General features: G+C 43.0%; 10 protein-coding genes. 9 read left to right on the top strand and 1 reads right to left on the bottom strand.

Annotated elements, in window-relative coordinates; genetic code table 11:
- The first annotated feature begins 145 nt into the window (after positions 1-145).
- The 9 genes from PQ469_RS16975 (at position 146) to PQ469_RS16935 (ending at position 23683) form a co-directional block, all read left to right on the top strand.
- Positions 146-1027, top strand: a complete 882-nt coding sequence (locus tag PQ469_RS16975) for a universal stress protein (RefSeq protein WP_274208749.1) — start codon at positions 146-148, stop codon at positions 1025-1027.
- 263 nt (positions 1028-1290) lie between these two features.
- Positions 1291-5466: a hybrid sensor histidine kinase/response regulator transcription factor gene (locus PQ469_RS16970; protein WP_274208748.1), complete on the top strand. Its 4176-nt coding sequence runs from the start codon at positions 1291-1293 to the stop codon at positions 5464-5466.
- A gap of 290 nt (positions 5467-5756) precedes the next feature.
- Complete coding sequence (locus PQ469_RS16965) at positions 5757-8933, top strand: SusC/RagA family TonB-linked outer membrane protein (protein WP_274208747.1); 3177 nt, start codon at positions 5757-5759, stop codon at positions 8931-8933.
- A 13-nt stretch (positions 8934-8946) separates the two neighbouring features.
- On the top strand, positions 8947-10647 hold the full coding sequence (locus PQ469_RS16960; protein WP_274208746.1) for a RagB/SusD family nutrient uptake outer membrane protein: 1701 nt from the start codon (positions 8947-8949) through the stop codon (positions 10645-10647).
- Positions 10648-10800: 153 nt separating this feature from the next.
- On the top strand, positions 10801-12300 hold the full coding sequence (locus tag PQ469_RS16955; protein WP_090653094.1) for an RICIN domain-containing protein: 1500 nt from the start codon (positions 10801-10803) through the stop codon (positions 12298-12300).
- A 143-nt stretch (positions 12301-12443) separates the two neighbouring features.
- Positions 12444-14870, top strand: coding sequence for a glycoside hydrolase family 2 TIM barrel-domain containing protein (locus PQ469_RS16950; RefSeq protein WP_274208744.1), 2427 nt, complete (start codon positions 12444-12446; stop codon positions 14868-14870).
- A 47-nt stretch (positions 14871-14917) separates the two neighbouring features.
- Complete coding sequence (locus tag PQ469_RS16945; protein ID WP_274208742.1) at positions 14918-16744, top strand: glycoside hydrolase family 35 protein; 1827 nt, start codon at positions 14918-14920, stop codon at positions 16742-16744.
- Between the two features lie 8 nt (positions 16745-16752).
- Positions 16753-20088, top strand: a complete 3336-nt coding sequence (locus PQ469_RS16940; protein ID WP_274208741.1) for a VCBS repeat-containing protein — start codon at positions 16753-16755, stop codon at positions 20086-20088.
- Between the two features lie 331 nt (positions 20089-20419).
- The gene (locus PQ469_RS16935) at positions 20420-23683 is read left to right on the top strand and encodes a glycosyl hydrolase (protein ID WP_274208740.1); all 3264 of its coding nucleotides are present in this window, start codon (positions 20420-20422) and stop codon (positions 23681-23683) included.
- Between the two features lie 195 nt (positions 23684-23878).
- Here PQ469_RS16935 and PQ469_RS16930 read toward each other — a convergent pair whose 3' ends face one another.
- Positions 23879-24505, bottom strand: a complete 627-nt coding sequence (locus PQ469_RS16930; RefSeq protein ID WP_090653089.1) for a LuxR C-terminal-related transcriptional regulator — start codon at positions 24503-24505, stop codon at positions 23879-23881.
- Between the last annotated feature and the right edge of the window lie 17 nt (positions 24506-24522).

The following is a 24522-nucleotide window of genomic DNA, read 5'->3' as shown; positions in this document are numbered from 1 at the left end:
TTGAAGCGCTAACCTGCACCTGTGGAATTGTTGTGGCGAAACTAATTTTGAACCCGAATGACTGATATCACCTATGATTATGCCCGCTGTCATTTATTATAATGCACAGCAAACTGATATTTGATAACAACTTAAAGTTTTGGTTATGAATACAATACTGGTGCCTACAGATTTTTCTCCCTGCGCGGTAAATGCAAGCCATTATGCCTTACAGCTGGCCGCAGGGCTAAGGGCTGGTGTGCACATTTGTCATGCTATATTATTGCCTGTGCAAACATTGGTAGCCAATCCCGATGCTTGGGCAACAGCCGACTACTCGCACCTGGAAACAGCCAGCATGGATGCCTTAAGCGTTACCGCGATTGAAATGGAGCATGAGATGGCGCGTGAACTTGCCCCTAACGCGGGCAATTTTAAACCCCATGTTGGTTATTCGTGCCAAATGGGTTTGGTAGCCGATGTAGTTGGCAATATTGTTCAGGAAAGGCGGCTATCGTTGGTTGTAATGGGGATGTCGGGTGCGGGCGCATTGAGCAGGCTGTTCATGGGCAGTAATAGCCGGTCGGTAATTGATCATGCAAAATTCCCGGTGCTGTTGGTGCCGCCTAAAGTTAAATTTAAACCCTTTAAAAAAATAGCTTTCACTACCGATATGCTGGCCGGAGATATTGATGTATTAAATTCTGTTGCCGAAATAGCTAAATATTTCAATGCCGAAATTTTGATTGCACACATTACCAGCCAGGATAAGGATGCCCATTTGGATGATAAGCAGGTGAATAAATTTTTAAGTGACGTAACGGATAAAATTAACTATCCCAAAATTTACTACAGAAACATAAAAAGCGCCGACGTAGATCAGGGACTTGATTGGATATGTAAACACGGACAAATTGATATGATTGCTACCGTGCACCGGCGACAAAATTTTTTAGAACGAATTTTTTCAGGTAGCTACACACAAAAACTTGCTAAGCATATCGGCATGCCCTTATTGGTTTATCCGGCAATTGCTGCGGTAAAATAATATTTAGCCGCTCCCGCTAAATCAAAACAACTTACCAACCGGAATAGTTGCCGTGATTGGCCGGGTACCTTTTATAAACCGGAAAGTTGATAAATATTTTTTTTATTTCAACATTAAGTGTAGCTTACACAATTAAACTAAAACCAGTTGAACCTAAAATTCGTGGCCGTAATGGTTTCATGCCGATTTGCAAATTGGTAACTTGCGGTTATGTTATTGTGTGTTATTGGGCAGTATGGAGTGCAGTTGACGCCTGATTTTTTATGAAGAAAATAATTATACTATTTGCTTTACTGATTTTTGCGCTTTGGGGTTATGCCCAATCACCTATAAAAAATAAGGTGCTTAAATATTCGTTAAAAGATGGGCTTTCTTTTGGCATCGTAAATAGCATTACGCAGGATAATAAAGGGTTTATGTGGTTTGCCACCAATGAGGGGCTTAACCGTTTTGATGGTACCACCTTTAAGGTTTTCAGATCTCGCCAGGGCGATTCAACTTCATTGGCAAGCAACTTTGTACAAAGTATAATTTTAGGAAAACAAGGATATATCTGGGTTTCGTCCAGGAGCGGCCTGAGCAGGCTTGATACCCGTACCGAAAAATTCTCGCATTATAAATTCACGTATGGCAATAATGTTAAAAATGCCGTAAACAACATTACCAAAAGTACCAACGGTAACCTTTGGATAGCATCATATGGCGTAGGCTTTTCCTATTTTAATACGCAAACGTTAAAATTTAAAAATTACAACAGCAAGTCGCTGCCGGGGTTGTCAAGTTACCGGATAACCGCCTTGCTCGAAGATTCAAAAGGTTTGCTCTGGTTAGGTACAGATAATGCCGGTATCAATATAGTTAATCAAAAAAATGGCGTAGTTGCCAATAAGACAAACCAGCCTGTGCCTGTAAACAACTTTATGGTAGGGCGCATAAACGATATTTTCGAAGACCATTTTCACAATGTATGGATAGCTACAGGCAAGGGTATTATATATTATAACCGCGATAAAAACACGTTTTCGCAATTGCAAACTGCCCAGCCTGCTTTTAAAAATAAAAGATATTTATCCATAATTGAAGATGGCAGTAACCAGTTGCTTGTTGGCTTACAGGATGGCGGCGTGTACAAGGTTTTAACAGACCGGGACCCAACGTCAATAAATTTTTCGCTTTTGCCAATTACCGGCGATGATGATCATTACATAACACAACGTTCTGTTCAAACCCTGTTTATAGATAAGGACAAAAATACCTGGCTTGGCACCTATGATGATGGTATTGGAATGATAAGTAATATCAAGGCGCGGTTTACTAATATCCAAAAGAAAAGGGTTGAGAAAAGTGGCGAGAGTTGGGTCCGGTTTTACGGAATGTGCCAGGACGGCGATGGCTATTTATGGCTTGGTACCGATGGCGACGGTATTTTTAAAATGCGGACCGATGGAAGCCTGGTTAAACAATACAAAGCCAACAACCGCCCTGGAGGCCTTACGGATAGTGCTTTTTTGTACGGCTATACGGATAGAAATAAGAATGTTTGGTTTGGTACCTACGCCAGGGGACTTTTTTTATACAATAAAAAAACAGATTCGTTTACAAATTTTAGCCATGACGCAGCAGATAATAAAAGTATCGGGGGGAATGATGTAAGAGCTATTTACCAGGATATACATAAAAATTTGTGGGTTGGTACCAACGGAGGTGGGTTGAGCCTTTTTAATCCTGCTATCAAAACGTTTACCAATTACACCCCGGCCAACAGTGGCTTTGGGTCATATGACGTACGGGCCATAGCCGAAGACGAAAAAGGGAATTTGTTTGTAGGTACCTATGGTAATGGATTGATATACTATGATGTTGCGCAAAAAAAGTTTTCGCGGCTGTTTAAGGATGATGCCGAAAAAAGGAATTTCCCGAGCCAGATCATTTTTTCACTTTATCCTGACAAGAAAAATCAATTATGGATAGGCACCGAAGGCGATGGACTGATTGTATATAATCTTAAGTCAAAAACGTTTAAAAAATTCAATGAAAAAAACGGACTGGCAAACAACACCATAAATGCTATAAAAGAAGCAGGTAATGGCACGGTTTGGATTAGCACCAACCAGGGTTTATCATGTATCGACACTTATACCAATAAAATAATCAACTACGATAAATCGGATGGATTACAATCAGGGCAATTTAATGCCGGGTCGGTTGTAATGGATACCGTGGGTAAACTGATGTATTTTGGCGGAACTGAAGGGCTTAATATTTTCGATCCCGAAAAAGTAAACCAAAATCATTACAAATCGCCGATAATGATAACCGGTTTGCAGATTTTTGATAAGCAGATAGAGGTAGGCATCCAGGGCAAGGACGAAACCGTATTATCAAAAACCATTAGTGAAACTGCTCAACTGACGCTTCAGCCAGACCAATCGGTGTTTTCAATTCAATACACTGCTTTAAATTATGTTTATCCTCAAAAAGGCAATTTTGCGTATCGGCTGGATGGGCTTGATAAATCATGGAACTATGTGGGTAACCAGCGGTCGGCAACCTATCGTTACCTGGGGGCCGGCGATTATGTTTTTAAGGTAAAAGCAGCCGACCAGAACGGTATCTGGATGGATGATTATGCAACATTGCATATAAAAATTTTGCCGCCATGGTACAAAACATGGTGGGCTTATTTATGCTACCTGGCTACAATAGGAGTTATTATTTATTACTATATACAATATAGGGCCAACCAGTCGAAGCTAAAATATGATATTAAAATAGCTCAGCTCTCGGCCGAAAAAGATAAAGAGCTGAATGAGCGGAAGCTTTCGTTTTTTACCAATATATCCCACGAATTCAGAACGCCGCTAACCTTAATTATTAACCCTGTAAAGGATATGCTGTTTGGTCCGGCAGATAAGGGCGATGTGGGCAACCTGCACATTGTTTACAGAAATGCCAGGCGGCTGTTAAGCCTTGTTGACCAGTTACTGCTGTTCAGAAAAGCAGAAAGCGATACCGATAAACTAAAATTAGTTAAGCTAAATATTGTAAACCTATGCCGCGAAGTTTTTTTATGCTTTAACCACCAGGCCAAAACAAAACAAATACAGTTTGATTTTATAAGCCAAACAGACGCGATTGAAATATTTGCCGACCGCGAGAAGATAGAGATTGTTTTGTTTAATTTGATATCAAACGCCCTTAAGTTTACACCGGAGCGCGGCGCTGTAAGCTGTACGGTAATAAACGAAGCCGACAACGTAAGGATTGAGATACGTGACAACGGCTGCGGCATAACCGAAGGCACGGGCGAGCAACTATTTAACAGGTTTTACCAGGTTGAAAATGCTGCCCCCATGGCAGGTGGGTTTGGTATTGGCTTGTACCTGGTTAAAGTGTTTGTTGAAAACCATAAGGGTAAAATTGCTTATGAAAGTAAACCCGGTAGCGGCACCGTTTTCAATATTTGTTTATTAAAGGGGAAAGCCCATTTTGGGCAGCAATTTGTTTTTGAGGATGTTGCCGAAACCTCCGTTTTTTTAGATGAACTGATAGAAAATAAAGGGGAGTTAACACCGGATGCCCCAGGTGGTAAACAGGCAAAAGCCAAAAATGCCGATCCGCTGAGCTCTGATACCAAAACCATGCTGCTTATAGAAGATAATCAGCAAATCCGCGATTACCTAAAGCAAATATTTAATGATGACTTTGAGATTTTTGAGGCGGACAATGGTACAGATGGGCTTGCGCTGGTTTATCAGCTTGTGCCGGATATTGTTATCAGCGATGTAATGATGCAGGGTTTAAGCGGTATCGAAGTTTGCCATAGGGTGAAGGAAGATCCTATTTTAAATCACATACCGGTAATTTTGTTAACGGCAAGTTCATCTGCCGAGATAAAATTAAAAGGCATTGAAGGCGGCGCCGACGATTATATTACAAAGCCATTTGAAAAAGAAATATTAATAGCCCGTGTTAACGGCATTTTGAAAAGCAGGAACAACCTGCAAAAATACTTTTATAACGAGATAACCCTCAAATCAAACGATCTGAAGATATCGCAGGAATACAAAGAGTTTTTAGAAAAGTGCCTGGTTATTGTAGAACGACATTTAACCGACCCCGAGTTCAGTATAAAAACACTGGCTGCCGAAATAGGGATGAGCCATTCCAATTTGTACCGGCGTATTAAGTCTATTTCGGGGCAATCTGCCAATAGTTTTATCCGGTTTATCCGGTTAAGGAAGGCCGCCGAGATCCTGTTAACTACCGATAGCACCATTTATGAAACCGCCTATAAAGTAGGCCTAAATGACCTTAAATATTTCAGGGAACAGTTTCATAAGCTGTTTGGAGTAAACCCGTCAGATTACATCAAAAAATACCGAAAACCATTCCATAATAATTACAACGTAAACCGCGATGTAATTAAAGAAAATTGATGGTGATTAATTTACCCCCTAAGCAAAACCCGCTTAAATCACGTATTTAAGCGGGTTTTGCTTATTTACCCCCTATTTAATTGAGAATTTACCCCTCACTCAATTTTGCTATTTAACCCCATTTTGGCCTTACCAATTAACCGGAGATAAATCGTAATTCATTACCGGCAATTTTAATAACATGTAAAAAGCTTTGTAAAATCATGAGTTTACAAAGCTTGATGCAGCTGTTTTAATTGCCCGGAAAATGCGTTCGATCGACATCCTGAATTTAGAAAACCCAGTAAAATATGAAATCAAATTTACACGTAAAGCATTCCCCTCACCGGAAAAGATTACCCCGGCTTTTCTTATTAGCCACAAGTATGGCCATTGCTTGTTTAACTACTACTGCAATACCAACCCAGGTATATGCGGGAGTTAAAAACGTTAACAAGCAAGACCTTAAAATAAGCGGTGTTGTAACCGACGAAAAAGGTGAAACCCTGCCAGGCGTATCAGTAACTTTAAAAGGTACTACTACCGGCGTTATTACCGATATTAACGGTAAGTTTACACTAAACGTGCCCGATGCTTCGGCCACATTAGTTTTTACCTATATCGGTTATACCAGGCAGGAGGTACCCGTTAACGGCCAAACAATTATCAACGTAAAATTAGAGGCCGATGCAAAATCACTAAACGAAGTTGTGGTTGTTGGTTACGGCACACAAAAGAAAGCTACATTAACCGGTTCTATTTCCCAGGTTAAGGGCTCGGAATTGGTTAAAAGCCCGCAGCCCAACCTTTCAAACGCATTAGCCGGAAGATTCTCAGGCGTTATTGTTAACAACCGCAGCGGCGAGCCTGGATACGATGGATCAAACATCACCATTCGTGGTTTGGCTACTACCGGAAGCAACAACGTGCTGATAGTGGTTGACGGCGTGCCAGGCCAAATAGGTGGTTTGGAAAGGCTTGATCCTAATGACATCGAAAGTATGTCGGTGTTGAAGGATGCATCGGCGGCCATATACGGTAACAGGGCGGCAAATGGTGTTATCCTGGTTACCACTAAACGTGGTAAATCGGGTAAGCCAACCATTAACTACAGCTTTAACCAGGGCTTCAGTTCGCCAACGCGTTTGCCAAAAATGGCCGATGCTGCAACTTATGCCCAAATCATGAACGAGATAAGCCTTGACTCGAATCCTGGCGGAGGCCCAAACCAGTCATACTCGGCAGACCAGATTCAGAAATTTAAAGACGGTTCAGATCCATTAAATTACCCTAATACCGATTGGGAAAAGCAAACACTTAAAAGCACTGCCTTACAAAATCAGCATAGTCTTTCGGTTGCCGGTGGTAGCGAAGATGTAAAATACTTTGTTTCCTTGGGTACCATTTACCAGGATGGCTTATACAAAAATGGTGTTACCAAATATCACCAGTATAATTTCCGTTCAAATATTGATGCTAATGTTACCAAACGTTTAAAAGTAGGCTTGTCACTTTCAGGCAGGGAAGAAGACAGGCAGTTTCCTGAAGTAGGCGCCGGCGATGTATTCCGTTCTGTGTATCGCGCAAAACCAATTGTTGCAGCCTACTATCCAAACGGATTGCCAACAACAGGTATCGAAAACAACAACCCGGCCGTTCAGGTAACCGATATAGGTGGTGTTAACAATAACCCTACCCAGGTGTTTAACGGTATTTTAAAGGGCAGCTACGCACTTCCGGGTATTGAAGGTTTGTCTTTGGATGGTTTCTTTTCTGTTGATAAATCGTATGCGTTTGACAAAAACTTCAGTAAGCCTTATATTCTGTACAGCTATGATGCCAATGCAAAAACTTACAACAAAAATGTGGTTGGCGGTAATAACAACGCTCCAACACTGTTTGAGTCGCAAACTAACCAGGCATTACTTACCTCAAACATTAAGCTGAATTATGCACGCAAATTTGGCAAGCACGATGTAAATGCTTTTGTTGGTTACGAGCAAAGCAAAAATCACCTTGAATATTTTGATGCCACGCGCTACAACTATTTATCATCACAACTGCCCGAGCTTTCACAGGGTGGCAGTGCCGCAACAGATTACCTGAACTCGGGCTATAGCTCAAACTATAACCGTCGTAGTGTAATCAGCCGTTTAGCATATGCCTTTGATGAAAAATACTTATTTGAAGGCCAGCTTCGTGCTGATGGTAGTTCGATATTCCCTTCTGGCAAGCAATGGGGTTATTTCCCATCGGCATCAGTAGGATGGAGGATCACCAAAGAAAATTGGTTTAAAGACAATGTTAGTTTTTTTGATGATCTAAAACTAAGGGCATCGTACGGTTCGTTAGGTAACGACAACGTAAACGGCTTCCAGTATTTTGACAATTATGTTTTGGTTAACAACGGTTTTGTAGCCAGCGTTCCGGGCAGCGGGTCAAATACCATTCAGCCAAACGTTAACCTGGTAAAACTGGCTAACCCTAACATTACCTGGGAAGTTGCCAAAAAGCTGGATATTGGTGTAAATGCTACATTCCTGCACGACTTTACAGTTGAGGCCATATACTTTAAACAAAAACGTTCTGACATCCTTGCTGCAAGGAACGCGTCGTTGCCAGGTACTTCGGGTATCGTAAATCCATATGGTTCTGATCCTTTGGTTCCGTCGGAAAATATTGGTAAAGTAAACAGCGAAGGTTTTGAGGCAACCCTGGGCTATAATCACACCACTAATAAATTTAGCTGGGGTGTAAGCGGCAACATAACCTATGCTAAAAGCAAGATTGTTTTTATTGATGAAGCCAGTGGTGCTTTAAGTTATCAGCGCCAAACCGGCAGGCCTTTGAATACTTACCTGCTTTACAATGCCATAGGCATTTTCCGTACCCAGGCAGATCTTGACAGTTATCCGCATGTTACCGGCGCCAAAATTGGCGACTTAAAATACCAGGACTTTAACGGCGACGGTCAAATAAATGCCGATGACCAAACACGAACCAAATACGGTAACATCCCACAAATTACTTATGGATTTACGCTGAATGCGGCTTACAGCAATTTCGATCTTTCGGTATTGTTTTCAGGCCAGGCGCAGGTTAGTCAATATGTTTTACCTGAATCGGGAAGTATTGGTAACTTTTACAGCAGCTGGGCCGATAACAGGTTTAACGCCTCGAATCCAAACGGAACCTATCCAAGGGTAACAGATCGTGCATCTAACGCTATCAGCGGCGGCCAGTACAACAGTACGTTTTGGCTTAATGATGCTTCGTTCTTCAGGTTGAAAAACGTTCAGTTGGGTTATAACTTCAATACAGCTTTCCTTTCAAAAATTAAAGTAGGCGGCTTAAGGGTGTATGCAAGTGCGTTCAACTTGTTCACCATCACCAAGGTGAAGGATTATGACCCTGAAGGAACCAGTGGCAGCGGTCAGTTTTATCCGCAGCAGCGAATTATCAACTTAGGTGTTAACGTTAAATTTTAATTAGCAAACAATCATGAAACTACAATATAAAGCCCCGCTGTATTTAATGGTGTGTGGTATGCTGGGTACAACAGCGTGTAAAAAAAATATATTAGATGTGCAGCCTACCGATAGGATTGCTACATCTGCCATTCAATCGGACACGGCTGTATTCGAGGCTTATGTAACCAATCGTTATATCGGTGCTAAGTTACAGGATAAAGAGGGCGATGGATCAAACCCGGGTTTTGGCCGCGGTTTTGAATACAGTATGTGGAGTTCCCTTACCGATGAGTCTATTTATAATAACGATGATGCTACCTGGCTCATACAGCGCGGGCAATTGGCACCCGAAAATTTAGGCGGAGCGGGCGTGCTTTGGGCCCGGAGTTACCGTAGTATAAGGGAATGTAACTATGCTTTAAGCATTTTACCAAACCTGCCTTTAAGCGCCGGGCATAAAACACATATTGAAGGTGAGTTGAAATTTATCAGGGCGTTCCGTTACCAGGACCTTATCCGTAATTACGGCGGGGTGGTGCTAATGGGCGACAAGGTGGTGAACCTGGGCGATAATTTACAGGATCCATCCCTATTCAAAAGAGCAACCATTAAAGAAAGCATTGATTATGTTACAGCTCAGCTTGATGATGCCGCTGCTAAGCTTCCTTTAAATAATGACGGAACCTGGTTGTTAGGCCGTGCTACCAAAGGTGCTGCATTGGCTTTAAAATCACGACTAAAGCTTTATGCTGCAAGTCCGTTGTATAATGCCGGTACATGGGCCGATGCTGTAACAGCAGCGCAAGCGGTTATCAGCCTTAATAAATACGGCATTTATACAGGTGGCTATGATAATATGTTTTTAGTTAACGAAACCAACGAAGTTATTTTCGAGCGTCTGTACACCAAAAATGCCAACCATACCCACATGGAAATTGCCAACGGGCCAAATGGCTATGGAGGTTGGGCTGGTAATACGCCGCTGCAAAACTTAGTTGATGATTATGAGATGGATAATGGTAAAGCAATTACCGATCCTACATCAGGATACGATCCAACACATCCTTACGATCATCGTGACCCAAGGTTTGATGCAACTGTATTACACAACGGATCCCCATACAGAGAGCGTACTGTTGAAGCATTTATTCCGGGGGGAAGAGATAGTAAAGATGGTGACAGTAACTGGAATACCACTAAAACAGGTTATTACCTGCGCAAGTATATGGACGATGCTTACCCGCTTCAAAACCCATGGGGTAATGCCGGGTTCCATCCATGGATCTATTTCCGCTATGCCGAAATCCTGCTAAACTTTGCCGAAGCAGCCAATGAAGCTTACGGAGCCGATGTTATTCCGGTTGGTTCAACTATGTCGGCAAGGCAGGCTATCAATATGATCAGGGCAAGGCCGGGTGTTAATATGCCTGCATTAGCCGCCGGATTAAACCAATCACAAATGCGCGATGCTGTTAGATACGAAAGGCGTGTTGAGCTGGCATTTGAAGAACATCGCTTTTATGATGTACGCCGTTGGAAAATTGCCGATGTTACCGAAAACAAGCCGGCGGGAGGTGTAATAATCACCAAAAATGCCAATGGTACATTTTCATATACGCCTAAAGTGGCATTGGATGGACGCAGTTTCCAAACCAAACATTATTGGTTGCCAATACCACGCACCGAGATACAGGCATCTGGTGGTCAGTTGCAGCAAAATGCAGGTTACTAAAAATAACCTCACCTAAATCCTCTCCAAAGGAGAGGACTTAAAAAATGGGCTAATCAAGAACCCTCTCCTTTGGAGAGGGCAGGGTGAGGCTAAACAGAAGGGAGTATTACTTGCTCCCTTCTGTTTTAACGGGGCTAAAAAACTACATCAATCATGAAAAAAATATTTAGTTTACTAATCGCAGCGGGTATTTTAATAACCGGCTGTAAAAAAGATAATAGTCCTGCAACTCAACCTGTAAAAACAGAGGTGACCACTCCGGATAAGCCCCTCACTGTTGATTCAACCCCGGCAAGCGCGCTAAAAGGGGTTAACTGGGCTTGCGATGGTGATAACTTTAGCGATGGGATATTGGTTTTAAGCGGCCTGGCATCAACCGATAGTTATGCCACCGTATCGGCAAAGGCCGATGCTGTAATATCAGGCCTTCAAACCAACACAGGTGCAAATACGCTGCGGTTGCCGGTAAATTACCCAACAGTATCACAAACCTGGTGGAACTCCTATACAGGAGTAATTGATAAAGCCCTGAGCAAGGGTATGAACGTAATATTAGGTTGCTGGGAGTCAAAGTCGGCTGCGGACGGGGTAATAGATAATACAACCCAGTTTTGGTCTATGTGGCAAACCATCGTCAATAAATATGGCAGCAACACACACGTTTACTTCGAGATATTTAACGAGCCTCATGGTTATACCTTAAGCGCGTGGACAACCATTTGCGCGCAATGGCTAAGCAATTATCCATCCATACCACAAGGGCGCATTTTGGTTAGCGGTACTTCCTACTCGCAGGATATTACCGGCGTTGGGGCCGATAGCCGTTTTAGTGGTTGCTTGTTATCTATACATGATTATACTTTTTTCAGCAACGGCACCAACACCACTGCCGCGCAATGGGAAAGCAGGCTGCGGGGCAATATCGGCAGCTACAGCAGCCGAGCGGTATTAACCGAGTTTGGCGTACCCATGACAGGCGGTAAAAACTACACAGGTGCGATAGGCGGCGATCAGGAGATTGCTTACCTGCAGGGTTTAACCAACCAGGTTAGGGCATTTGGTATGGGCAGCGTTTACTGGCCGGGTATCCGCACCGGCGATAGCTACGCCATGGAAACTTTGGGCGGTACAGGTACAAGCCTCACCGTTTCAAACACCAATGCTTCGGGTTTAAGCCGGCTAAAATATGGCTGGGGCGTGGGCGCAGGTGGTACCGATACCTTTTACCCAACAGCTTACTACCGTTTGTTAAACGTCAACAGCGGTTCGGCTTTAGATGTAAATGGCTCGTCGACAGCTAATGGCGCGGGTATAATACAATGGCCGCAAAACGGAGGCAATAACCAGCAATGGATAATAACCAGCAATGGCGGCGGGTACTACAAAGTAACCAACCGTAACAGTACACTGGCACTTGATGTTAACAGCGCATCAACTGCCAATGGCGCAAGCATTATTCAATGGCCGTGGAATGGCGGCAATAACCAACAGTGGCAGTTTACAGCCGTAACCGATGGCGTTTACAAAGTAATTAACCGCAATAGCGGGCTTGTGTTGGATGTTAATGGCGGCGTAACCACCAATGGTGCCGGCATTATTCAGTGGCCATGGAATGGCGGTAATAACCAGCAATGGCAAATTGTACAACAGTAGATTTAAAGTTCTGAGTCTTGAGTGTTGAGTTCTGAATTTTGAGTAATGAGTATTTGGTCTTAAGCCGCAAATTTGATTTGTTGTTTTTTGACTCGATACTCATAACTCAACACTTTAAACAAAAAATAATACGGTTACTAAACATGAATATTAAAAACGTCATCTGCTTTTTTTTACTGGTAACGCTTCCGGCGGGTTTGTTTGCGCAAGATAAATCCAGGCCGATATTGTTTAATTCGGGATGGGGGTTCCATAAAGGGGATATTACCAATGGCGATAAAGGCGGCGCAGCCGGTGTTTTATGGAAAGCCGTTGATTTGCCGCACGATTGGAGTATTGAAGGGCCCTTTAGTGAGGACTGGGCCAGCGCCACGGGCTATTTACCCGGCGGCATAGGCTGGTACAAAAAGACATTTAATGCCGAAGCCGGATGGCAAGGCAAACAGGTTTACATTTATTTTGATGGCGTTTACAAAAAAAGCGAAGTTTGGATAAACGGCCATTACCTGGGCAAGCGCCCCAACGGATTTATTCCGTTTCAGTATGAACTTTCAAAATACCTTAATTACAAGGGACAAAATATAGTAACTGTAAAGGCAGATCATAGTGAGTTTGCCGATTCAAGGTGGTATACCGGTTCTGGAATCTACCGCAACGTTTACCTGGTGGTTAAGAACCCGGTTCATGTTGATCTGTGGGATGTGGCTTTTACTACGCCAAAAATATCTGCAGATAAAGCGGACATCAACGTAAAAGTAAACATCAGCAACAGCACAGCAACCCAGGCAGCTATCGGCATTAAAATAAACCTGGTTGATAATACCGGTAAAATTGCCGCAGCTATACAAAAGCAGGTTAAGGTAAAACCTGGCAAACACGAAACAAGTTTTGATGCCGAAATATCGTCTCCCCGTTTATGGGATGTCGAACACCCGGAACTATACCAATTACAGGTACAGCTAAGCCGCAACGGCAAACAAATTGATGCTGTAAACCAGGCGGTAGGTATCTGGAACATCCGTTTTGATAAAGATAAAGGGTTCTTTTTAAATGATAAAAGTACCAAACTAAAAGGCGTATGTATCCATGACGATGCCGGTGCTTTGGGCGTAGCCGTTCCGCAAGAAGTTTGGGTGCGCCGTTTAAAAATATTAAAAGACGCCGGCGTTAACTCACTGCGTCTGAGCCATAACCCCCACGCCGATTATTTATACGACCTGTGCGATAAAATGGGCTTCTTAGTAATGGATGAAGCATTTGACGAGTGGGAACTGGGCAAAAATAAGTGGGTTAAAGGATGGAATGTAGGCACCCCATCTAAAGATGGCTACCACGAATATTTTAAAGAATGGGCCACGCGCGATCTATCCGATATGGTATTACGTGCCCGCAACCATCCGTCCATTATTATGTGGAGTATTGGTAACGAAATAGATTATCCAAATGATCCATACACCCACGAAGTATTAAACACAGGAAAAAACCCGCAGATTTATGGCAAAGGCTACCTGCGGGATCATCCTGCTGCAAGTGGGTTAACCGTAATTGCCAAACAGCTGGTTAAAGCTGTTAAGGCAATTGATACTACCCGCCCGGTTACTGCAGCGCTTGCGGGCGTAGTGATGTCGAACGAGGTAGGTTACCCGGAAGAACTTGATGTTGTAGGCTATAATTACCAGGAGTACCGTTACGCCGATGATCATAAAAAATATCCCAACCGCATTATTTATGGCAGCGAGAACGGCATGCAACGACAGGCCTGGATTGCGGTTGACAGTAACGAATACATATCTGCCCAATACCTTTGGACGGGGATTGATTACCTGGGCGAGGCCGGTAAATGGCCGCAGCGCAGTAATGGCGCCGGGCTTATTAACCTGGCAGGCTTTAAAAAGCCCGAATACTTTTACAGGCAAAGCCTTTGGGCTGATAAGCCGATGGTTTTTATTGGCGCCAAGCCTATTACGCAACAGGAAGATAAAGGTATCTGGAGCCACAAAGCCATTGAGCCCGTATGGAACTGGCCGGCCGGCAGTAAAATAAGGGTTGATTGTTTTACCAATTGTCAGGAATCAGAATTGTTTTTAAATGGCAAATCGCTCGGTAAAATTTCACGCGCCGATGCTAAAGGCCAAATACCATCATGGGCGGTTGATTATGAGCCGGGCGAACTACTGGTAAAAGGCTATAATAACGGAATTGAAGCAGCCAGCTACACTTTAAAAACAGCCGGTGAGGCTTCTGATATCAAAATAATTGCCGATGGCACAATATTTAACACCAAAACAAAAGGATTAAGCCAGGTAGAGGTACAGGTTACCGATAAAAATGGAGTCTTGGTAGCTAATGCCGACAATGAAGTTGTGGTAAAGCTAACCGGTCCCGCTAAATTATTGGGATTAGAAAGCGGGAGTACCACCAGTCATGAAAACTATCAGTCAAATACCAGCAAGGTTTTGAAAGGCCGCCTGTTGGCCTATATACAAACAACCGGCAAGCCGGGCAAAACTACCGTGCAGTTTAGCGCTGCCGGGCTTAAGTCTGCATCAATCACTTTAACCACAAAATAGCTTCTATCGTCAACCCTAATAAACAATTGCCTGCATTTTTTTAATTTATGAAATTTTTTAAACTATTAATTTTACCCGTTATTCTACTATGTGGCATCAGCGCGAATGCGCAAATGGCCAAACATACTTTTGCATTAACCGATAGCACATTTTTGCTGGATGGCAAACCATTGCAAATTATATCCGGCGAAATGCATTACCCCCGCGTACCGCGCGAAGCCTGGCGCCAGCGTATGAAAATGGCAAAAGCAATGGGGTTAAACACAATAGGTACTTATGTTTTCTGGAATGTTCATGAACCACAAAAAGGGCATTTTGATTTTACCGGTAATAATGATGTAGCCGCGTTTGTAAAAATGGCGAAGGAAGAAGGCTTGTGGGTTATTTTACGCCCAAGCCCGTACGTTTGCGCTGAATGGGAATTTGGCGGATATCCTTACTGGCTGGAAAAAGAAAAAGGCCTGGTAGTGCGCAGTAAAGAACCGACATATTTAAAAGAATATGAGCAATATATTAAAGAGGTGGGCAAACAGCTTGCCCCCTTACAGGTAAACCATGGCGGCAACGTTTTAATGGTGCAAATAGAAAATGAATACGGATCATACTCCAACGATAAAGATTACCTGGCGCTAAACCGTAAAATGTTTATCGACGCCGGTTTTGATGGACAGCTATATACCTGCGACCCTGAAGCTGCTATTAAAGACGGGCACCTTCCCGGGTTACTGCCGGCGATTAACGGTGTTGATGACGTGGCAAAAGTAAAAAGGCTGATTAAAGAAAACCATGATGGTAAAGGCCCGTTCTTTATTGCTGAATGGTACCCAGCCTGGTTTGATTGGTGGGGAACAAAACACCATACCGTACCTGCAGAAAAATACCTGGGTAAATTAGACTCGGTTTTGGCCGCAGGGCTTTCTATCAACATGTACATGTTTCATGGTGGCACAACCCGTGGCTTCATGAACGGCGCCAACTACAACGACAAGGATCCCTATGAGCCGCAAATTAGCAGCTATGACTATGATGCCCCGTTAAATGAGGCTGGTAATGCTACCGATAAATATAATAAGTTTAGAGAGGTAATCAAGAAACACCTTCCGGCCGGCCAAACACTGCCTGATGTACCAGCTGCCAAACCGGTTATGAACCTTCCGGCCGTTAAGCTCAGCCAAACAACAGGTTTGTTTGATATACTGCCAGCTGCCAAACTTAGCAAAACACCCTTAACTTTTGAAGACCTTAACCAGGCCTATGGTTTTGTTTTGTACCGTACTACCATCAATGGTGGTAAAAAAGGTATCATCAAAGTAAATGGTCTGCGCGATTATGGGATTGTATTTGTAAACGGCAAACGCGTAGGTATCCTGGACAGGAGGCTGAAACAGGATAGCCTGTTAGCTAATTTGCCAAAAGGAAAAGTACAACTGGATATCCTGGTCGAAAATCTGGGCCGTATCAATTTTGGGCCTTATTTATTGAAGAATACCAAGGGTATAACCGAAAATGTAACTTTTGCGGGAACCGAAATAACCAACTGGAAAATGTTTGGTTTACCGTTTGACGATATCAGCAAAATAAAGCCCAAAGCAGGCAAGCTAAGGGCAAATGAGCCGGTAATTAAAACTGGAACTTTTAAACTGGCCGAAGTTGCCGATACCTATTTGGATATGAGTAAATGGGGTAAAGGCGTGGTTTGGGTAAACGGACATAACTTAGGGCGTTATTGGAATAACGGGCCGCAACAAACATTATATTTACCTGCCGAGTGGTTGAAAAAAAGTAACAATAATATTGTAGTTTTAGAACTGATTAAACCGTCGGTAAATGTGATAGACGGGTTGGATAAACCAATTCTTGACCAGCTTCAGTAACTCATCAAATGTTAAAAATATCAGGTAAGCAAAGCAAGCAAAAGCAGGGGTATCTCCTGGTATTGCTTGCTTTTATTGTTTTGGCAGGTTGTAAATCGTCATCCAGCGCCGATAAGCCAGGTGATACATTGTTTCGTTTGCTAAAACCAGAAGAAACCCATGTCGATTTCAGCAATACTTTAACCGAAGGCTTAAATACCAACGTGTTAATGTATGAGTATTTTTATAACGGTGGAGGGGTCGCCATTGGCGATCTGAACGGCGATGGCTTACAAGACCTGTACTTTACTGGTAACATGACCGATAATAAATTGTATTTGAACAAAGGTCATTTACAGTTTACCGATGTTACCGCCGCTGCAGGCGTGGCAGGGCGCCCAGGCCCCTGGAAAACGGGTGTAAGTTTGGTTGACATTAATGGCGACGGAAAAATTGATATTTACGTTTGCTATTCGGGGAAATTAAGCGCCGAAAAAAGAGTTAATGAGCTGTTTATAAACCAGGGGAATGATAGTAACGGCACGCCGGTATTTAAAGAAATGGCGGCAGATTATGGTCTCAATTTTCCCTCTTTTAGCACACAGGCCTATTTTTTTGATTATGACAGAGATGGCGACCTGGATATGTTACTGGTAAACCACAATCCTAAACGCCCAAATAGCATTGACGAGATTACCATAAGCAGTCTCATGAGTAAAACCGACCTTGAGTCGGGCATTAGGTTGTTCCGCAATGATAACGGACATTTTCAGGATATAACCAGCGAGTCGGGTATTGTAAACACTTCGTTATCGTATGGCTTGGGCGCAGGTATTGCCGATATTAATGGTGATGGCTACCCCGACATATACATATCCAATGATTACAATGTGCCGGATAGACTGTACCTCAATAATAAAAATGGCAAATTTACCGACGAACTGCCCCGGCAACTGGGACACACGTCGTTTTCATCAATGGGTAACGATGTAGCAGATATTAATAATGACCTTAGCCCCGATATCTACACGTTGGATATGCTGCCGGAAGATAACAAAAGGCAAAAAATGTTATTCGCATCCGATAATTACGAAGCTTTTAATCTTAACCTTAAAGTTGGTTTTTACTACCAGTATATGCGTAATATGTTGCATGTAAATAATGGTAACAACACATTCAGCGAAATTGGGCAACTATCGGGTATATCAAATACCGATTGGAGTTGGGCTCCCTTATTTGCAGATTATGACAACGATGGCTGGAAAGATCTTTTTGTAAGCAACGGTTATACCCGCGATTACACCAATATGGATTTTTTGAAATATGCCGGCGATAAATTAAGCGACAGGCGTGTAATGCGGCAGGATCTTTTGAACCTGGTTAGCCAAATGCCATCGTCGGAAGTAAAGAGTTACTTTTTCAAAAATAACGCCGATCTCACGTTTGCCAACACAAGCGCACAATGGGGGATAACCCAACCATCAAACAGCAATGGCGCCGCATACGCCGACCTGGATAATGATGGCGACCTTGACCTGGTGATTAACAATGTGAATAAGCCGGCATTCATTTATGAAAACCAGTCGGTACAGCAAAATAAAAATCATTACCTGTTGGTACAGCTAAAAGGGTCAAATAAAAACACCCAGGGTATTGGCGCAAAAGTTATAATTTATGCAGCCGATAAAAAGCAATACCTTGAACAAATGCCCACCCGTGGGTATGAATCTACTGTATCGGCGGTATTGCATTTTGGCTTAGGCAGCGCTAAGCAACTGGATTCGCTGCGTATTATATGGCAAAGCGGTAAAGTGCAAGTGGTGAAAAACGTCAAATCAAACCAGATTATTACGCTATCCGAAAAAGACGCGGCAGCACCTTATCTCGCTCAAAAAATAGCAAAACCTTTATTTACTGAAGTGCCGTCGCCAGTTAAGTATCATAGCACCATGAGCCTGGTTAATGATTTTAAACGGCAACCGCTGTTGGTTAATCCGCTATCTTACAACGGTCCATGCATGGCCAAGGCCGATGTAAATCACGATGGGCTGGAGGATGTTTACGTAGGCGGCGACAACGGTAGCCCCGGTGCCTTATATCTTCAGCAAAAAAACGGTGGTTTCACATTGAAAAAAGAAATTGCTTTTGAATCCCGTAAAACCAGTACCGATGCTGCCACGGTTTTTTTTGATGCCAATAACGATGGTAAGCCCGATTTATATGTTTGCGCCGGTGGGTACCACAATTATATGCCCGATGATGCCGCTTTACAAGATAGGTTATATATAAATGACGGTTCGGGGAATTTTACAGAATCAATTAATGCCCTGCCTAAAATGACAGGCAGCAAAAGCTGTGTTAAAGTAGCCGATATTAATGGCGATGGCTACCCCGATTTGTTTGTTGGCGGCAGGGTAATACCAGGCCGGTACCCCGAGGCGCCCGAAAGTTATGTGCTGCTAAATGATGGTAAAGGCCATTTTACAGATGCCACAACAAAATTAAATCCTGCTTTGAAAAGGATAGGGATGGTTACTGATGCCGCCTGGTTAGATATGAATGGCGACAATAAGCCCGATCTGGTGGTAGTTGGTGAATGGATGCCAATAACCGTTTTTGAAAACAACAACGGTAAACTCACCGATGCCACCGCTAAGTATTTTGACAAAAAATACGCTGGCTGGTGGAATTGTTTAACCGTGAGCGACGTTAACCACGACGGTCACCCAGATATCATTGCCGGTAACATGGGCCTCAATACACAATGCAAAGCAACCGACAAAGAGCCGGCCGAAATGTATTATAAAGATTTTGACGACAACGGATCAATTGACCCCATACTATGTTTTTACATTCAGCATAAAAGTTACCCTTATGTTAGCCGCGATGAAATGCTTGACCAGATTAGCATGATGCGTGGCCGGTTCCCGGACTATAACAGTTATGCTGATGCAACTATCGACAAGGTTTTTACCCCCGAAGAAATGAAAGGAACAGGGCACCTGTCGGCAAATTGCCTGTCAACCATGTGCTTTGTAAGTAACAACAGGGGTAAATTACGCCCGATAGCCTTGCCATTGCAGGCACAGTACGCGCCTGTGTTTACTATAACTACGTTGGACTATGACAAAGATGGGCAGGTTGATCTTTTATTGTGCGGAAATATTAACCATGCAAGGGTAAAGTTTGGTAAGTACGACGCCAACTATGGAGTATTACTCAAAGGAAATAGCAACGGAACATTTAACTATTTGCCTCAGCAAAAATCCGGGTTTAAATTACCTGGCGATGTAAGGGCGGTTTTAAAAGTAAATGATTTGTATTTGTTTGGAATTAACGGCGTGGGTGTAAAAGCATACCGATAATAGCTGTTGATTTATTTCCGACACCGTTATATATATACACAGACGAATCCCGGATGCTACTTGCACCCGGGATTTGCTTGTTTAAAGAAGTAATTGTTTAGCCTTCGGCGCTAATCGACCCAATGTGCTCCGGCTGACTCAAAAAGATATATCATTTAAGAAAACAGATAGGCGAAGCAGACAGTTGAGGTTGCCGGTTTTATTTTAATGATTTAAAATAGCTGAATTATAAACCGAAGATATTTCAACCTAAAACATAACGCCGGTTAGCGGTGGATTTGTAAAGATTCAATTATTCTCATTTAGCTAATAAATCACTTATCCGCATTACATGCAGTATATCTATAAAAACGTTTTTAGGTTATTTTTAACCCTCGCTGTTTTGTTTGTTACCAATTTGCCAGGTGTAGCCCAGGTAAAACAGCAACAAAAAAACTATTCTCAAAAACTACTCTCCGGGTTTAAAATACCACCCGATTCTATCCAAACCAGTATATACTGGTATTGGATGTCGGATAATATCTCGAAGCAAGGTGTTATCAAAGACCTGGAATCAATGAAGCGGGTAGGTATCAACCGGGCATTCATTGGTAATATCGGTATCCCCGAAACTCCATATGGCAAAGTGAAATTATTCTCGGCCGAGTGGTGGGATATTATGCATACCGCGTTAAAAACTGCCACTAAACTCGGCATTGATATCGGGATTTTTAATGGACCGGGATGGAGCCAGTCTGGCGGTCCATGGGTTAAGCCGGAGCAGGCCATGCGCTATCTTACATCATCGGTGATACAAGTAAAAGGCCCCATCGTTTTCAACGCAAAATTGAGCAAACCTGCCAATCAGTTCCAGGATGTTAAGCTGTTAGCCTATCCTGCACCCCAGGATAATGATTTAACAATTGGCGATTTAAAGCCTGTAATCAGTGCTCAACCTTCTGTGGGTAATGTCACCAACATCATGGATGGTAATGAAAATACCGTTTTAGAACTGCCCGACAATAAAACATTTACCATTGATATAAAAGCAGGCACTTCATTTACCGCGCGTGGCCTAACTATTTACCCCGCCAAAACCGCCATGCGTTTTGAAGGCGACATTCAGGCCGATATCAATGGCACCTACCAAACCATTAAACATTTTGTGGTTGACAGAAGTAATAGCGAACTTAATGTGGGCTTCAACCCCTATGGCGCAGCAGGTGTATCAATGCCGGCCACTACGGCCAAAAACTTCAGAATTGTTTTCAATAACGAAAGCCAGCATAGTGCAATTGCCGAACTGAAGTTATCCGCATCGCCGGTTGTTGAAAATTATATTGAGAAAACGCTGGCTAAAATGTTCCAGACACCTTTCCCTTATTGGAAGGAATATCAATGGCCCGTGCAGCCCGCCGTTGATGACGTGCGCTACGTGATAGACCCTCAAAAAGTGATTGACATTTCAAAATATCTTGCTGCCGATGGTGCTTTAAAATGGAACGTGCCAGCAGGTAACTGGGTAATTATGCGCAGCGGGATGACACCTACCCAGGTAACAAACGGTCCCGCATCGCCTGAAGGCCGCGGTTTTGAAACTGATAAAATGAGCAAAAAGCACATTGCTGAACATTTTAATGCCTTTTTGGGCGAGATACTGCGCCGCATACCGGCTGCCGATCGTAAGAGTTTTAAAGTAACCGTTGAAGATAGCTATGAAACCGGCGGCCAAAACTGGACAGATGGCTTAACAGAAAAATTCAAATTGTCGTTTGGGTACGATCCAACACCCTATATTCCCGTAATGAGCGGTAACGTTGTGGGCAGCCAGGATATGTCTGACAGGTTTTTATGGGATATGCGCCGGTTTATTGCAGATGAGGTAGCTTATCAATATGTTGCAGGTTTAAGGGATATCAGCCATAAAAACGGCCTTACTACCTGGTTGGAAAATTATGGTCACTGGGGATTCCCCGGCGAGTTTTTACAGTATGGCGGCCAGTCAGACGAGGTAGGAGGTGAGTTTTGGAGCGAGGGCGACCTGGGTAATATCGAAAACAGGGCCGCATCGTCATGCGCGCATATTTATGGCAAAAACAAAGTATCGGCCGAATCATTTACCTGCGGCGGCGGCGCATATTCGCGCTACCCGGCTGTAATGAAACAGCGTGGCGACCGCTTTTTTACCGAAGGCATCAACAATACATTACTCCATGTTTATATCGAGCAGCCCTATGAGGATAAGATACCGGGCGTTAACGCAGGCTTCTCCAACGAGTTTAACCGGTTAAATACCTGGTTTTATGATATGGATATGTTTGTCCAATACCTTAAACGCTGTGGGTATATGTTACGCCAGGGTAAATACGTAGCTGACGTTGCCTATTTTATTGGCGAAGATGCACCTAAAATGACGGGTATCCGCGATCCTGAACTGCCCAAGGGTTATTCATTTGACTACATTAATGCCGAGATATTAAATGAACGTGCAACTGTGGCGAATGGTAAACTGGTATTGCCAGGAGGTATGGCCTACAAAATACTGGTGCTGCCTAAACTGGAAACCATGCGGCCGCAATTGCTCAAAAAAATAAAAGAATTGGTAGGGCAGGGATTAACTATTTTAGGGCCTGCGCCAAAACGGTCGCCCGGTTTGCAAAATTATGGCCTTGCAGATGTTGAGGTTAAAAAAATAGCCGCCGAACTTTGGGGAGATATTGACGGGGAAAAAATAAAAAAACATACCTATGGCAAAGGCTTGGTGATTAATGGACTGGATATGCAACAGGCGCTTAACCTGGTAAATGTTATACCCGATTGTAAATTTAATAAAGCTGATGAAGCCTTGTTTATCCATCGCAAACTTGACAATGGCGACATATACTTTGTATCAAACCAAACCAGTAAAGAAGTTGATTTAAATGCCACCTTCAGGGTTCATGGAAAACAGCCCGAGCTATGGGATGCGGTAACCGGAGCGGCCCGCGATTTGCCTTCATTCAAACAAACAGGTAGTGTTACTGAGCTGCCACTTAAACTATCGGCCAATCAAAGTGCATTCATTGTTTTTCGTAAAGAGAGTAAAGCTGGTAACGAACCTAATGTTGATGTTAACTTTCCCGAAGGAAAAAGTGTAGTTAAATTAAATACGCCATGGACTGTAAAGTTTGACAGTAACAGATGGGGGCCTGCCAAACCGGTAGTTTTTGATAAACTTACCGACTGGACTGAAAGGGCCGAAGATAGTATAAAATACTTTTCAGGACATGCCGCATATCATAACACCTTTAAAGCTTCTAAACCTGTAAATGGTCAGCATTTAATACTTAACCTGGGCGCTGTTACAGCAATGGCTAAGGTAAAGATAAATGGGGTAGATGTAGGTGGCGTTTGGACAGCCCCCTATCAGCTGGATGTTACCAAAGCCATTAAACCGGGTGTAAATACCATTGATATTACCGTAGTAAATACCTGGGTTAACCGCTTGATTGGCGATAGCAAGCTGCAGGCCGATCAAAGAAAAACATGGACTGTGGTAAACCCTTATAACGAAAATAGCAGGTTACAATCATCTGGGCTTACAGGCCCTGTAACAATAAGTTCAGTGAATTATTAATAATGGATATTTTCTGGAATAATAGATGGCTTGATAGTTGAAATCAAGCCATGATAAACTTAACGTTTATTAAAGTGATAAGGTTTAGGTTTATAAATCACTATCGGGTTGGTTAACTAACTTGCCCCTTTAGTTTCTTTATGATGCTAAATTAGTGTTAAACCATAAGCCCCGCAATACTGAAAAAGGGGTATATCATATAGCGCGAAATTTGTTTATGGCTTCCACTTTATTTTGTACCTGCAGCTTGGTATAGGTATTGCGTATGTGCTTTTTAACGGTACCTGTGCTAATATCAAGTTTGTCGGCTATTTCTTTGTATTGAAGGCCGCGCGCCAGGTGGTTAAGTACTTCTATTTCTCGTTCCGTTAGGTTTTCGGTAGCAGTGGCTTGTTTTGGCCTGGCGTCGTTAAATGAAGCAATTACTTTACGCGATATATAGGCACTCATGGGTGATCCGCCCGCTGCAATTTCGGTAATCGCGTTCCTTATCTCGTTGGCCGATGATTCTTTGAGTATATAACCTGTAGCGCCGCTTTTAAGCGATTCAAAAATGTGGGTGTTGTCGTCGTTTATAGTACACATCAAAAACTCGGCCTTGGGCATCACTGGTTTTGCCCGCCTGATGAATTCTATGCCCGACATGCCTTCCAGGTTTATATCAACAATAAAAATATCCGGCTTAAGCACGTCTATTTTTTTTAATACAGTTTCGGCATTGGTGTATGATCCCATCAGGCTTACGCCGCTCATATCATGAATAATTTGTTCCAGGCCACGCCGGTAATGTAAATTATCTTCTAACAAAATTATCTGGAGCATGCTTGCGGTAAATGTAA

The sequence above is a fragment of the Mucilaginibacter sp. KACC 22773 genome (assembly GCF_028736215.1).
Lineage (GTDB): Bacteria > Bacteroidota > Bacteroidia > Sphingobacteriales > Sphingobacteriaceae > Mucilaginibacter.
Note: the sequence above shows the minus strand (reverse complement) of the source record. Positions and strands in the feature narration are given on the sequence as shown.